The 14,992-nt window shown below is 38.3% G+C and carries 15 protein-coding genes; 4 read left to right on the forward strand and 11 right to left on the reverse strand.

What is annotated here, in order from left to right; genetic code table 11:
• Positions 1-110: 110 nt before the first annotated feature.
• Both FAZ15_RS04230 and FAZ15_RS04235 read left to right on the forward strand, forming a co-directional pair.
• On the forward strand, positions 111-1,352 hold the full coding sequence (locus FAZ15_RS04230) for a PQQ-dependent sugar dehydrogenase (protein ID WP_136900039.1): 1,242 nt from the start codon (positions 111-113) through the stop codon (positions 1,350-1,352).
• Between the two features lie 188 nt (positions 1,353-1,540).
• Entirely contained in the window at positions 1,541-2,092 is a 552-nt protein-coding gene (locus FAZ15_RS04235) for an NADPH-dependent FMN reductase (RefSeq protein ID WP_136900040.1), read from the forward strand.
• Here the strand turns inward: FAZ15_RS04235 and FAZ15_RS04240 are convergent.
• Genes FAZ15_RS04240 through FAZ15_RS04250 form a run of 3 tightly spaced genes read right to left on the reverse strand, consistent with a single transcriptional unit; the run spans position 2,089 to position 5,179 of the window.
• Positions 2,089-3,168 carry a DUF3810 domain-containing protein gene (locus FAZ15_RS04240; RefSeq protein ID WP_136900041.1) on the reverse strand — a complete coding sequence of 360 codons (1,080 nt, stop codon included), beginning with the start codon at positions 3,166-3,168 and terminating at the stop codon, positions 2,089-2,091. The genes FAZ15_RS04235 and FAZ15_RS04240 overlap by 4 nt on opposite strands.
• A 34-nt stretch (positions 3,169-3,202) precedes the next feature.
• Positions 3,203-4,258, reverse strand: a complete 1,056-nt coding sequence (locus FAZ15_RS04245) for a nucleoid-associated protein (protein ID WP_136900042.1) — start codon at positions 4,256-4,258, stop codon at positions 3,203-3,205.
• A 15-nt stretch (positions 4,259-4,273) separates the two neighbouring features.
• Complete coding sequence (locus FAZ15_RS04250; protein WP_238387148.1) at positions 4,274-5,179, reverse strand: histone deacetylase family protein; 906 nt, start codon at positions 5,177-5,179, stop codon at positions 4,274-4,276.
• A gap of 81 nt (positions 5,180-5,260) precedes the next feature.
• Here FAZ15_RS04250 and FAZ15_RS04255 point away from each other — a divergent pair, with 81 nt between their 5' ends.
• Together FAZ15_RS04255 and FAZ15_RS04260 are read left to right on the forward strand one after the other, a co-directional pair.
• Complete coding sequence (locus FAZ15_RS04255; protein ID WP_136900043.1) at positions 5,261-5,914, forward strand: YceH family protein; 654 nt, start codon at positions 5,261-5,263, stop codon at positions 5,912-5,914.
• Between the two features lie 72 nt (positions 5,915-5,986).
• Positions 5,987-7,000 carry a WD40/YVTN/BNR-like repeat-containing protein gene (locus FAZ15_RS04260; protein ID WP_136900044.1) on the forward strand — a complete coding sequence of 338 codons (1,014 nt, stop codon included), beginning with the start codon at positions 5,987-5,989 and terminating at the stop codon, positions 6,998-7,000.
• Positions 7,001-7,058: 58 nt separating this feature from the next.
• Here FAZ15_RS04260 and FAZ15_RS04265 read toward each other — a convergent pair whose 3' ends face one another.
• From FAZ15_RS04265 to FAZ15_RS04300, 8 genes are all read right to left on the reverse strand, one after another.
• On the reverse strand, positions 7,059-7,481 hold the full coding sequence (locus FAZ15_RS04265) for an SH3 domain-containing protein (protein ID WP_136900045.1): 423 nt from the start codon (positions 7,479-7,481) through the stop codon (positions 7,059-7,061).
• Positions 7,482-7,507: 26 nt separating this feature from the next.
• Positions 7,508-7,990 (reverse strand): BON domain-containing protein, encoded by a 483-nt coding sequence (locus FAZ15_RS04270; protein ID WP_136900046.1) that lies wholly within the window; start codon positions 7,988-7,990, stop codon positions 7,508-7,510.
• A gap of 98 nt (positions 7,991-8,088) precedes the next feature.
• A complete protein-coding gene (locus FAZ15_RS04275) occupies positions 8,089-8,544 on the reverse strand; it encodes a GreA/GreB family elongation factor (protein WP_136900047.1) in 456 nt (151 codons plus the stop codon).
• A 76-nt stretch (positions 8,545-8,620) separates the two neighbouring features.
• The gene (locus FAZ15_RS04280) at positions 8,621-9,127 is read right to left on the reverse strand and encodes a hypothetical protein (RefSeq protein ID WP_136900048.1); all 507 of its coding nucleotides are present in this window, start codon (positions 9,125-9,127) and stop codon (positions 8,621-8,623) included.
• A 76-nt stretch (positions 9,128-9,203) separates the two neighbouring features.
• Positions 9,204-10,088, reverse strand: coding sequence for a bifunctional 5,10-methylenetetrahydrofolate dehydrogenase/5,10-methenyltetrahydrofolate cyclohydrolase (locus tag FAZ15_RS04285; protein WP_136900049.1), 885 nt, complete (start codon positions 10,086-10,088; stop codon positions 9,204-9,206).
• 31 nt (positions 10,089-10,119) lie between these two features.
• A complete protein-coding gene (gene lepA, locus FAZ15_RS04290) occupies positions 10,120-11,910 on the reverse strand; it encodes a translation elongation factor 4 (protein ID WP_136900050.1) in 1,791 nt (596 codons plus the stop codon).
• Between the two features lie 322 nt (positions 11,911-12,232).
• Positions 12,233-13,273 (reverse strand): outer membrane beta-barrel protein, encoded by a 1,041-nt coding sequence (locus tag FAZ15_RS04295; protein WP_136900051.1) that lies wholly within the window; start codon positions 13,271-13,273, stop codon positions 12,233-12,235.
• A gap of 141 nt (positions 13,274-13,414) precedes the next feature.
• Positions 13,415-14,752: an ammonium transporter gene (locus FAZ15_RS04300; RefSeq protein ID WP_238387149.1), complete on the reverse strand. Its 1,338-nt coding sequence runs from the start codon at positions 14,750-14,752 to the stop codon at positions 13,415-13,417.
• Positions 14,753-14,992: the final 240 nt, after the last annotated feature.

Genomic DNA, 14,992 nt, shown 5'->3' on the forward strand with positions numbered 1-14,992 from the left:
TCTATTTTGTTTACGGTATAGAAATTGACAACGTAATTCTTTTATTACTAATAATTACAGTTTAGAAAAATATGTATTTTAGTAGAAAATCAACTCATATATCAACAAAAATGAACAAACTATTAACAGCTTTATTTTTATCAACCTCTGTTACGGTTCTCTCTTGCGGCAATGGAAGTGAAGCACAAGGAAACCATGCTGATACAGCGCTTGCCGATAGTATTTATCCATCCGTTGAAAAAAACAAACCGAATACAAATTATCCACCAGCATTTGAAGGCCAAACACGCATCGCAGGAGTCAAAACTTCAACAGCTTTCGAAGGGAAGGTTATTGCCGAAGGTCTAAAATCACCATGGGGTATTGCCATACTTCCTGACGGAAGATTCCTTATAACGGAAAAAGGAGGTGTTATGCGTATTGTATCATCTACAGGTGAAATTAGCGAAGGCATAACGGGCATACCTAAAGTTGCCGCCTCTGGACAGGGCGGCTTATTGGGATTAACATTGGATCCGCAATTTGAAAGCAATCGAATGGTATATTGGGTGTTTTCTCAACCAGTCGATGGCGGAAGCTTAACTGCAGTAGCCAAAGGTAAATTATCAACAGACGAAAAATCCATCGAAGGCGCAACTGTAATTTACCAGGCAGGCCCCGCTCATAAAGGAAACTTACATTTTGGAGGACGTATTACGTTTGATAAAAATGGTCATCTTTTCGTTAGTACAGGAGAGCGTTCGGACAAAGAAACACGTCCGTTGGCTCAAAATCTAAATGCAGGATTAGGTAAAATACTACGTATCACAACAGATGGTAAGGCAGTAGAAGGCAATCCGTTTATTGGACAAGCAGACGCTTTACCTGAAATATATTCCTACGGACATCGTAATGTGCAAGGGCTAGCATTTCACCCAGAGACAGGAGATCTATGGGAGACCGAATTTGGTCCACGAGGAGGTGATGAACTAAACCGTGTAGAAGTAGGTAAAAATTACGGCTGGCCTACAATTACTTATGGATTGGAGTATAGCGGTAAAGAAATTGGAACCCCTCCTATTCAACAACAAGATGGATTAGAGCAACCTGTTTATTACTGGGATCCTGTTTTATCGCCCAGTGGAATTGCTTTTTACACAGGCTCTGCAATCCCTGAATGGAAAAATAATTTGTTCATCACCGGTCTAAGCAGTACGCATATTGCCCGCATGGTAATCAAAGACAACAAAGTAGTTGGTGAAGAGCGGTTACTTGACCGTGAAGGAGAACGCTTTAGAGACATCATTCAGGGTAAAGATGAAGCATTGTATAGCATTACAGACGCAGGTAAACTCTATCGCATTGGAAAATAAATAATTTGTTATCTGTAGCAGGATAAATAAATACTCTTGTCCAGCGCCCTAAATGGCGCTGGATTTTTTATAAAGTTCACCTACCTGTCCCAAACTTCTTATTCTATAATTTGTTATATATTATATAGACAAATAAAATTTCTCCCGTCTTCTTTAATACCGGGAGGTCAAAAACTAGAACAATTGATATGAATACGAAAACAGTAGGTATAGTAATAGGAAGTTTACGTAAAGATTCTTTTAATAAAAAAGTGGCGCATTTTCTGACTACCATCGCCCCAAAACACTTAACATTTCAAACGCTCGAGATTGGAGATTTACCGCTCTACAATCAGGATTTTGATGAAGAGGGAAGTCCTGAAAGTTATATCCGGCTCCGAAAAGAGATCAAAGCACTTGATGCCGTGCTATTCGTCACACCAGAATATAATCGTTCTGTACCCGGTGTATTAAAAAATGCGCTAGATGTAGCATCACGCCCTTACGGTCAGAATGCCTGGAAGGGAAAACCCGCAGCTGTAGTTAGTGTTTCGATCGGAAATATCAGTGGATTCGGAGCCAATCATCATCTTAGACAATCCCTCACATTTTTAGATATGCCGACCTTGCAGCAACCTGAAATGTATTTGGGAGACATCGCTAACAGTTTGGATGAACAAGGGAATTTTAACGATGCTAAAACTGTCGAACTTTTAACTTCATTTATGAACACCTTTGCGGAATGGATAAATAAATTTTAAAAATCATGCCTTTGTTGATTTTGTAGTTCCCAAGCCACTACTAATTTCGCCATCATGCTATAGCGTTCCAGACCTTCCGGTTGGTTGTTGTGTTTCAGATAGCCGGAATAAAAGACCGTTGCTACACGATCAATCCATCCCGAATAGTGTTTCCAAAATTCCCGTTCCTCCAGCAGATCGGCTTTTACCAATGGCGAAAGTTTACTGATGTAGCTTTTGTACAATTCTTTATCTTTATACAGAGGCCTTAATAAATATTGGACTGCTTCATAATAAGCTGAATAGCGATACCAAGCATTCTCGTGATCCACCAATTTACGGAAAGCGATGAAATTACATTCGTCTTCAAATCCAATTCCCATTTGATGTGCTAATTCGTGAATGGTCGTAAAAGGATAAGATTGAATCGGAATGTTTTGATTAACGTGAACCTCCTGTGTAAAAGGGTTGAAATAGCCCGTAACGGTAAAGTAGCTTACCAATTCGCTAGATAAAGGCGTTTTGCTGTGAACTTGTGTTTTAGATAGTATGGATGTAAATACCTGATCATTATGCATCAAATCTCTTAATTCCTTATTCGCAATTTCTTTCGATTTAGAGGATAGATCCAATTCCTCACGTAAATCGTTCGCCTGTAAAATATAGTTTTCCAACACATGCAGATGATCTGCCCGCGAAACCTGTTCTACATTTAAGTGCATGTGCTGTGCCAAAGGTATCCGATAGTAGTTCGTGCCCCAGCTTATATAAAAATAGGTATAGAGAAAAAGAATGAATATCAAAAATTGTAAAATCCTGCGATAAGCGATAGCGTAATTTTTTTGAAACAGCGATTTGACACAGAGGGATAAAAATATTAAACCAGTAATTATGCAGCATCCATAAAAAATATCCCCTATGCTAAATGGCACCCAGGCAAACAAAATAACAGGCAAATAAGAAAAAACAGGATAAAAAATTCTGGAATAATAAGACTCTACTCTTTGCGGATCTTGGTTAAATAAAAATAAAAAAAACTGGAGCGCCAATAGGATTCCAATTGTCCAATAATACCTTTTATAAGAACCCATTACCATATATCTATGCCTATTATTTTACTTAGCGAATTATTTATCCTTCATTTTCAAAATAGAGTTTGTAATAATTCATTCCCTTATCTTCATCGTATCCCTGTTCGAGATATTCTCTTTTGCCGTGTACATAGATATGAAAATTCTTATCCAGTTTGATGACGCTTTTATAGGAAGACTGCATTTTTTTAACAGCAGGACTTGCGATATCAAAATTAGTTTGGAAAGGCATATCAAATTCATCGGCAAAAGCTTGTTTATATTCATCAAACAAGCTTGCTGCCTTAGGGTTAGCAATCACTTCTTCTTCGAATTCAGCTTTATCAAATGTTTCTTTTGTTTTGAAATAGTTCATCGAACGATTTAGCAAGTCAATTTTGTCGGCAGTCTCAAGTTCAAAGACTTCGTCTAACTTCTCATTTACAAAATTCTTGTACACCTTCATTAAGTTGCCCGTTTGCTGATAATTGTCATTACGCGACTTTATTTTTAAAAATTCGTCTTTCCAATATACAGCCTCAGATTGATTCGTTTGGTCAATTACCAATACCTTATATCCTTCTTCTGCCTCATCATTTATGATAACGACGCCTTTATCTAATTTATTTATATTAATGGCCTCTTGTTCATAATTCAACTGAAAACCACCCTGTTGCGGTAGTACTTTTAAGTAAGTTTCTTTGTTTTCTGATTTGAATATACCAATGGCATCGTGCTCTTCGCCCTCCATTTGCACGTTTTTCAACGAAACAACATACACCTCTCCCGATTTGATTTTGGGATGTTCAGATACCTCATATAAGTGCTTTGAGACCTGCTGCGAAAATTCATGAAAAAGAATCTTTCCCTCAAAATATTTATGTACAAAGTGGTACAGTTCGTTCAGTTGGAGTTCCTCATTTGGATGATAAAATCGGTATACCTCATTTGCCTTTGCAAACGGCTTCATAAAATAATGCATTAACAGCTCAGGAAGAATCTCATCCTCGGCTAAATCCACTGGATTATCGGACAATATATAAAATTCATCATTGGTTTTATTTCCCACATGATGAATGGATAGGTTTTCAAATACGGCGTCTTGATGGAAAAACATGGTTCAAAGTAAAAATTAAAAACTAAATATATCTATTGCTGTCCGAAACGTTCCGACATGTGCGTTTACAATATCTTTAATGTGAGGTGAATAACCTCCTCCCATACTGATTTGCACAGGTATTTTTCGGTCAAAGCAGGTTTGTAGGATCATTTGGTCGCGTTTTCTCACACCTCGGGACGAAATTTTAAGTTTTCCCAACTTGTCTGTTTCTAAAATATCTACGCCCGCTTGGTAAAATACAAAATCAGGATTTATTTCCTCAAATAAATAATCCAAATGTTGTCTTAATATTGCCAAATAACTTTCGTCAGAGATGCCACCTTCCAATGGAATGTCTAGATAAGAACGCTCTTTGACAAAAGGAAAGTTTTTGTCACAATGCATCGAAAATGTAAATATTGCAGAATGGTTTCTAAAAATATGAGCAGTACCATTACCTTGGTGTACATCCAAGTCAATAATTAGTATTCGATCAGCGAGATGCTGGCTATATAAGTAAGAAGCGGCAACAGCCTGATCGTTCAGTAAACAGAATCCTTCTCCAAAATCAAACCCGGCATGATGTGTTCCTCCCGCAGTATTAAATGATATGCCAAATTGTTGTGCATACATAGCCGAACGAATAGTCCCATCCAAAATATAGCGCTCTCGATCGACCAATTCCTGAGATAATGGAAAGCCAATGCGTCGAATCATCTTCGCATCCAATTGAAGCTGTAATAAGCTTTCAACATAAGATTCATCATGCGCCAAACAAACCGTTTCTTTTGAAGCGAGCTCCGGTTCAAAGAAGCTTTCAGGCGTAACCAATCCCTCATACAATAATTGTTCTGGGATCAATTCATATTTTACCATAGGAAAGCGATGACCTTCAGGCAATGAGTGGATATATGCTTTATGATGAGCTATTTTTAACAAAGTACTATTTTTATTTCTTGCGAAAATACAAAGAAGTAAATAATTCTTATCTTAGAAATTCGAATAACTGTTATTATTAAAATGGAAGAAAAAAAAGAATTACCTCAACTATCCGCTGAAGAATTACGTGTATTGGGATCGTTATTGGAAAAATCGAAGACCACCCCTGAGTATTACCCAATGACAGTCAACAGTTTACAATCAGCTTGTAATCAGAAAACATCCCGTAAACCTGTCGTTTCATACGATGAGAACACGATTATAACAACCTTAGATATGCTAAAAAAACGTGGTTTGGTTTCCACGGTAGTTGGTGGAGGTAGTCGTGTCACTAAATATAAGCACAATTTGGCCATTCATTTCCCCTTGCTTCCTTCCGAATTGGCTGCATTATGCCTTCTTATCTTACGTGGTCCCCTTACAACTGGTGAAATTAATAGCAATGCAGGTAGACTATACGAATTTGAAACACTGGATGAAGTGCAAGAGCTATTGAATAAATTGAGTACAGATGAACCGGCTTATGTAAAACAGTTGCCTAAACGCCCGGGCCAAAAAGAAGCTCGATTTGTTCATCTATTTGGTGAAGTAAATGAAGAAGACTACGACGTACCGCAGATGGCGAATCATAATGATTCACAGGTTCAGGTATTGGAAGACAGGGTAGCTATCCTTGAAGAACAATTGCATACGCTGCGGACGGAGTTTGATAAGCTAATAGCAGAATTAACATAATAGGTTGACGTTATTAGAAGAATATGGGACGTTTACAGTTTTCATAAACTAAGATCATGACAGTATTAAAATATGATTAAAAGTATAATATTGAGCTATATCTTGCTCTCTGTATGCGCTTTCAGTAATGCACAGACATTTACTTTACAGGTACAAAAGGATAGCGTAAGTTTTCGTGGATTAGATACATTTGGAGATGATGTAATATGGGTTTCGGGCAGCAAAGGTACCATTGGGTATTCAAAAGATGCCGGAAAAACCTGGAATTGGGTTAACCCGAGAGGCTATGGAGAAGTAGATTTTCGTGATATAAAAGTTTTTTCCGCGAAGGAGGCACTTATCATAAGTGCAGGTACACCGGCAGTTGTTCTTCGTACGACAAATACCGGAAAATCTTGGGAAAAGGTATTTTCAGATGAGCGGCCCGAAGTCTTTTTTGATGCTGTAGATTTTGAGGGTAAAACAGGGTATATTTTAGGTGATCCGCTAGATGGAAGCTTTCAATTGCTTAAATCAACCAACAAGGGTAAATCGTGGAAAGACATTAGCGATCAGATGTACCTCATTGCTGACCAAGGTGAAGTGGCTTTCGCTGCATCCGGATCTTCTATTCAGTTACTAAATGGCGTATTATATGTTGGTACCGGCGGCACATATTCCAGTCTTTTCAACTATGACCCTAAAAAATTACGTGTCGATAAATTTGACTGCCCCATTTGGTCCGGCAATTCTTCGACAGGGATATTTGCTATCGATTTTTATGATCAGTATAATGGGATAGTTGTTGGGGGGAATTATTTACAGGATAACGATAATAGAAACAACGTGTTAATTACTCGGGATGCTGGTAAAAATTGGATTAAACCTCAGGTACCTGTCTCAGGTTTTAGATCAGATGTTTTGTTTCTTACAAAAGATACTGTAATTACCACGGGAACCTCCGGAACAGATTTATCTGCTGATGGCGGAATGAATTGGAAAACCATTTCTACACTGGGTTTCAACACAATAGCAAAGAGTAAGTCTGGAAAACATATATATTTAACCAATTCAAAAGGTCAGATATACACGTTGAAATTAAAGTAAAAAAAGAAAGTCCCATAACAGGACTTTCAAAAATTAATATTATTATAGTCATTTCAAGTTATCCCAACGGTTCTAGGTATTGCGCATACGCGTACCCTTCTTCACCATCTTTCGTGCGTACGAGCCACCATTGATCATTTGCACGACTGATGAGTGTAATAACTTCGTCTTTTGCGGCCTTACTTAATATGGGTTGATCAGTTCCCGGCCCTTTACGTATGTTCAGGTTAGAACGCTCAGTTTTCACCCTCACTTGACTTCCTGCTACAGCCGTAGAAACATCTACATTCATGACAACATCACCTGTTAAAAAATTAGGATCGATTTGATTGTAGATATCCCAGAGCTTGTTTTTTACATCAGCATTCGGAGCTATTCCCCGTATCTGCAATACACCTTCTTGTTCAGCTACTTGCAAATCAGATATGCCGGAACTCCGAGCGGTATCTATGAGTACTTTATATTTACCGATTAGTGCCATAATATTTATGCTATTTAGATGAAAAATTAGTTAACTGTAATTCCAGATAGATCCACTTTTTTCGGATTAAGCGCATCTAACGATTGTTTTAACGTTTGAATACGCGTTTGCTCGACAGTCCCGGTAACGGTAATTACCCCATCATTCACTGTAGCTGTCACCGATGGAAAATCCTTTGTAGCATCTATAACCTTAGCTGCCAAATCTGTTGTATCGGTGTTTGTTTCAATGGGTCGGATCACAATATTGTTTACAACCGACTTAATCGCCTTATTATCAGCTGATTTAGCAGATGTTTCAAGTACCCTCTTTTCATCTTCTGTAGTTACTGTACCCGATAACGTAACAACGCCTTCTTCAACTTCTACCATCACATCGGGGTTTGAGCCCACAGCTGTTTCCACTTTTACTTTTAGGTCAGCATCGGACACTTTGGATGTACAAGAAATGGTACCAACCGTTAATACTCCCGATAATAGGATTACTGATAATGCTTTTTTAAATTTCATAATGCCCAAAGTTTAATTATTTACACAAGTTTTATTCTTCCAAAACGCCTGAAATAAGAAATTGTTTTTAAAAATAAATGCTTGGGTTAATTGCTATATTATCGTACGTGAAGAATAATATTTTTCTTTTGATTAAACTCAAAGGTATCATTAACTTTTTTTTCTAAAAGTATCTGACCGATTGGAGAAGCTGGAGAAACAACAAATATTGATGCTCCGGACACGGTAACCGCACCAATACTAATGGATAGAAAATAAATAGCATTATCAGTCGTAACGACACTACCTAGTAATACTACTTCATGATGGAAGTCGGGGTCCATTTGCAAAAGCACATTTTTGTCTGCATTCGCGTTTTTCAATTGAGACTGGTAACGGTTAAGATCTTGTTGAATCATTTCCCTACTCGTTTCGTATTTATCTCCTGCACTACTTTTTGTTTCTTCTGTTAATGCATATTGTGCATCATCTATAGCTTTATTGATTTCTTGTATCCTACTCTGCACATGTTCAAAACAAGCATCTACAATCTTCCTTTTATTTGGTATTTCCATATCAGAATTTAAAATAAAAGCGTCAACACAGATATGTTGACGCTTTCTATAACAAAATCCAGTACAATTTAGTATACTAGTTTTTTAGAGCTTCTTTCAAATTTTCAGCTTTTCTTTCCGCTTCTTTAGCTGCCTTATTAGCAGCTTCTCCCGTTTTGTCAACTGCCTTATCGATTGCCTGTCCTGTTTTATCAGCCGCTCTCTTAGTAGCTTCTACAGCAATATCAATTCCCCTGCCGGTCGCATCAGCAGCCCTTCCCAAAGCGGCTTTAGTTCTCTCCCAAGCTGTATTTGCTTCATCTAACGCTTTCCGAGACGTCTCTTCCGCTTTTTTGTCGCCTTTTTTTACAGCAGCATCCAAATCCGCTTTAGCTTGGTTTACTTTTGCCTCAGCATCGGCAAGGTCTTTTTCAGTCTGTGCATGCACATGAGCTGCATGTTCATCAATAGTTTCCAACGTATGATCCAAATGTTCCCCGACAGTAGTATCGCCATCATGATTTCTATCCGCCGATGACGGATTATTGCATGCCGAAAAAGTCAGTCCACCGGCAACAAAAGCTAATAATGCAAATCTTTTCATTTTTACCTCAATTTAGTTTATAAGTTATAATTCAAGACTAATAACACGCAATTTCTATGCCAAGGCGATCATTCGATTATCCACTATAAATAGTGCCCTTTGCTGCTTCTAAGGTGTTTTTTAACAGCCCCACAATCGTCATCAAACCAACTCCTCCGGGTACGGGTGTAATCCATGAAGATTTTTTGGATACTTCATCAAAGTCAACGTCTCCATAAAGCTTAAAACCTGACTTTGTTTCAGTGGAGTCCTCCCTATTAATACCAACATCTATCACTATTGCTCCATCTTTAACCATATCAGCTGTCACAAAATTCTTTTTCCCAATAGCAGCAACAATGATATCAGCTCTTAACACTTCAGCTTTAAGATCTTTAGTACGGCTATGTGTAAGCGTTACCGTACAGTTGCCTGGATTACTATTTCGGGCCAACAGGATACTCATTGGTGAACCAACAATATTACTGCGTCCAACGACAACTGCATGCTTACCAGAAGTATCTATTCCATAATGGTCCAACATTAATAGAACACCATATGGAGTAGCCGGAATAAAACAAGGTAGATTGCGTTGCATGCGACCTAAATTTATTGGATGAAAGCCATCGACATCTTTCTTGTAATCGATTGCTTCAGTCACTTTTTCAGGATCAATATGTTTTGGTAACGGGAGCTGTACAATCAGGCCGTCAATACTGTCATCTTTATTTATTTCGGCTATTTTAGCCAACAGTTCCTCTTCTGTGACATCCGCTTCATAACGAATATTTGTCGATTCAAACCCTACTAATTCGCAATTACGCATTTTGCTGGCCACATAGGTTTCACTCCCCCCATCATTTCCAACAAGAATAGCGACTAAATGAGGTTTTCGCCCAGATTGAACAGTAAATTCCGCCGCCTCTTTCTTGATATCTTCTTTTATTTTAGCTGATACTTCTTTTCCGTTAAGTAATTTCATCTCTTATAATTGTAGTGTTGACAACGTTAGATTAATCCAATTTTAAAACTGCCATGAATGCCGATTGTGGAATTTCTACATTTCCAACTTGACGCATGCGCTTTTTACCTTTTTTCTGTTTTTCCAATAATTTGCGTTTACGGGAAATATCTCCACCATAACATTTCGCTGTTACGTCTTTACGTAGTGCAGAGATCGTTTCCCTGGCAATTATCTTCGCACCTATAGATGCTTGAATGCGAATCTCAAATTGTTGGCGCGGCAAAAGTTCTTTTAACTTTTCACAGATCTTTTTACCAAAATCATAGGCATTACTACGGTGAATTAACGACGACAATGCATCTACAGGTTCATCATTCAAACGAATGTCCAGTTTCACCAAATCCGATTTACGGTATCCTATCTGATGGTAATCAAAAGATGCATATCCTTTAGAAATCGTTTTCAGTTTGTCGTAAAAATCAAATACAATCTCCCCCATTGGCATTTCAAATACAAGTTCTACCCTGTCCGAAGTCAAATAGGATTGATTGATAATGGTACCTCTCTTTTGAATACAAAGGGACATTACCGGGCCGACAAAATCGGCCTTCGTGATAATATTTGCTTTAATATAAGGCTCTTCTATTGCGTCCAATTTACTTGGATCTGGAAGATCCGACGGGTTGTGAACCACCACCTCTTCATTATCTTTCGTTAAATATGCGCGATATGATACGTTAGGAACGGTCGTGATAACCGTCATGTTAAATTCACGCTCCAGACGCTCTTGGATAATTTCCATATGCAACATACCCAAGAATCCACAACGGAATCCAAACCCAAGTGCCGCAGAAGACTCCGGTTCGAAAACCAATGAAGCATCATTGAGTTGTAATCGGTGCATCGATTCACGTAATTCCTCGTAATCCTCCGTATCGACAGGATAAATTCCCGCAAATACCATAGGCTTTACCTCTTCAAATCCTTGTATCGCAGTGGTACACGGACGATCTCTGTGCGTAATAGTATCCCCAACTTTTACTTCGCGGGCTTCTTTTATTCCAGATATGATATAGCCTACATCTCCGGTCCTTATCACATCTTTGGGAACTTGCGACAACTTTAATGTGCCAATTTCATCTGCCGCGTACTCTTTACCGGTAGCCACAAACTTCACCTTATCTCCCTTGCGTATTTCGCCATTCTCGACTTTAAAATAAGCCATAATCCCCCGAAAAGAATTAAATACAGAATCAAAGATTAAAGCTTGCAATGGTCCATCGGCATCCCCTACGGGAGCAGGTACTCGTTCAATGATTGCGGTTAGGATATCTTCAATCCCCATACCGGTTTTACCTGATGCGGGAATAATGTCTTCTCTTCGTCCACCGATCAACTCTACAATCTGGTCTTTTACCTCTTCTGGCATTGCACCAGGTAAATCCATCTTATTTAAGATAGGAATAATCTCGAGGTCATGTTCTAAAGCCAAATATAAATTTGATATAGTCTGTGCTTGTATTCCTTGCGCTGCATCCACAATCAAAAGCGCGCCTTCACAGGCAGCGATGGAGCGGGAAACTTCGTACGAAAAATCGACGTGGCCCGGAGTGTCAATGAGGTTTAAAATATAATTCTGCCCGTCCTTAATATATTCCATTTGGATGGCATGGCTTTTTATCGTAATTCCACGTTCTCTTTCCAAATCCATGTCATCCAATAGTTGTGCTTGCGCTTGCCTCTGGGTGATGGTCTTTGTAAATTCTAATAGTCTATCTGCCAGCGTACTCTTTCCGTGGTCAATATGTGCTATAATACAAAAATTGCGTATATGCTTCATGTAGGTTCTTGCCTTCTAATAAACCGCAAATATACTTTATTTCATGTAGATTTTTCCAGATTATTAAAAGGTAATTTGGGGACAGATTAAGTCGGTAATCTTTAATAAAAGAAGAAAACCGAAAAAAGCAAATTATGATGAGATAATTATGAGCGACTACTCCCGTCGATCGAGGAAGTATTGTTAAAGTGCGAAGAGAACAAATTGACTTACTAAGCAGTAAGATAAAACTTCTGAAAGTGCAATAGAAACTAAATTTAAGAAATAAACCCTCTAGGAGTAATAAGTTTATTATTATTCCTAGAGGGCTGTATTCTTGATATTAAAAAGCGTAAACTAACGCTAGAGAAACCTGGGATGCATTTTTCGTTGCTGTCATGCCATCACTTTTTACAAATCCCGATTTGTTATTGTTATCGAGACGTATTTCTGGAATGAAAGTTAGACCGCCATGTTTCAAATTTCCGGAAAGGGTAAAAGAAGTGAATTGAGCACCATCGACATCTTCTACATCTTTCTCTTTGAAGTATTCCCCACGAATGCCCAGTCCAATGTTCTCGGTGATGTTATATTTCGGATACAATGCAACACCACTATAACCACCTTCAGATTGAAATGTATAATCCGCCGCATTCAATGCTAAACTTACCTTAGGAGAGAAATCATAGCCTGCTACAAGATCGAACAGCGTCCCTGAACTATAATTTTCGTCGCTTCCATCGGATGAACCAGTCAAAAAGTTGAGATAAGCGCTGAATCCATCTACCGGCGTAACCGCTAACTGTGCGCCGACATGCGAAATCCCGTTAAAATCTTGATAAACATTCCAGTCATTAAACAATCCGGCCATTAAAGATACTTTTTCCGAAAATGCATAAGTTGCTTTAATTCCTGCGTTCTGAAAAGGTCCTGCACCGAATAAATATGAAGTGGAATAATGAAAGTTAGCAGCTGGCGAAATCACTTCGTAGCCAACGAATGTCCCCATAAATCCAGCGGTCATATTAAAATTCTCTGTAAAATCATAAGACGCGTATAAATTTTGTATATGGAAAGAATTACCTTCATTACCTTCATTACCGTCACCATTCAATATACTTAAATATTGTCCCCTTGGCCCAAAAGCCAGCTCAGCTACGAAGGACGCCTTGCCGGTAGTTTTTTTCAATCCGAGACCAAGCATACCTAAAGATACGGAATTATGGTTATTCGCGAAATAGGTTCCGATATTTTCTTGATCGGCTAAATCGTATTTCCAATATACATCTCCATACCCAGTAATTTCGAGAGGAGTACTTTCCTGGGCATTCGCTAAAAATCCCGCAGCTAATAAAAAGTTGGCTAACAATAAAATTTTTTTCATAATTTCAATATTTAATAAAGCGCTTGACTTTAATTGATTAGTTTTTTAGTTAAAGGCAAGCAATAAAACAATCAAGGTTAGAAAACGTGGGATAACTTCACTATCCCAGGTTTTCTTTCCTTTTTTCATAACATTAGGTAATTAATCTTCGATTAGAATAGTATAACCTCTAATTCCATGTTCTTCGCTATCCAATCCGTGTTTTTCAGCTTCTTCGCTGACACGGAGTCCCATAGTAACTTTCAATATATAGAAAATGATAAACGAACCGACTATAGCAGCTGCGCCACAAGCTAATACACCATAAAGTTGCGACATAAATGACGCCCCCTCACCAAAAATACCAGTAGCCAATGTGCCCCAAATTCCGCAGGTTAAATGCACAGATACAGCGCCAACACAATCGTCCAACTTTAATTTATCCAATAACAAGACAGAGAATACAACCAATACACCGGCAACAGCGCCAATGAACAATGCTTCAAAAGGCGTGATAATGTCAGCCCCTGCGGTAACACCGACCAAACCGGCCAGAATACCATTCAAGACCATACCAAAATCGATACGCTTCATTACAATCATACTGGTGAAATGGCCTCCAATAGCACCTCCACAAGCGCCTAAAGTAGTGGTAACGAGTACTAGTGACGTTAATCCCGGATCTGCAGATAGTACAGAGCCCCCGTTAAAACCAAACCAGCCTAACCAGAGAAGAAATACGCCTATTGTAGCCAACGGAACCGAAGATCCCGAGATCTCGCTAGTGCTACCGTTGTTGTATTTGCCTATACGTGGCCCGAGCAACCAAATTCCAACTAGAGCTCCCCACCCGCCTACAGAGTGTACAATAGTAGAACCTGCAAAATCAACAAATCCAAGCTCATCAAGGAAGCCGCCACCCCATTTCCAACTACCGATTATAGGATACACTATCCCTACGTAGAACAACGTAAACGTCAGGTAGGCTCCTAACTTTATACGTTCTGCGACCGCTCCCGAAACTATTGTTGCAGCGGTTGCAGCAAACATTGCCTGATACAAAAAGTCTGTCCAGAAGGTATATCCCCCGTCTGCATACCCCTCACTCACATCCGCTGAACCCGAATTAAACCAAATGGTATCCCAGGTATCCATGCCAAACCCTAAAATACCGTTAAACTCACCGGGATACATCAATGAAAATCCCAAAAGTGCATAGGTAACGATTCCCAAGACAGGTGTTAATGTATTCTTAAAAAGAATATTAACAGTGTTCTTTGATTGTGTAAAACCAGCTTCAACACTAGCAAATCCCAAGTGCATAATAAACACCAAAGCAGTTGCCAGCATCATCCAAATGTTATTCGTTGTGAGCAGAACACTTGAAATCGATTGCGCTTCTGCAGTAGGTTCTTGCATAATTACCGAAAACACAGGGGAAAGACTCCCTATACTCAGATAATCAGCAAAACTAATTACGGTTGTTGTAAAAAATTCCATAGATTTAAATGATTTTTAATAAAAAAAAGGTTAAAAATTAATATTTATGTAACAATACATACAAATGTTGTAATAAAAAATCAATAAAACAATAGAAAAAATAAAATTTTTATAAAAAAATAACATTTAACATAAAAATATTAAAAGAAAAAGCATTAATAATACTAAATTACATATAAATTCAATTGAATTTTTGATAAATTGATATATTATATCAATTAGAATAAAAAAGTAAATTCA

Source organism: Sphingobacterium olei (genome assembly GCF_005048855.1).
Lineage (GTDB): Bacteria > Bacteroidota > Bacteroidia > Sphingobacteriales > Sphingobacteriaceae > Sphingobacterium > Sphingobacterium olei.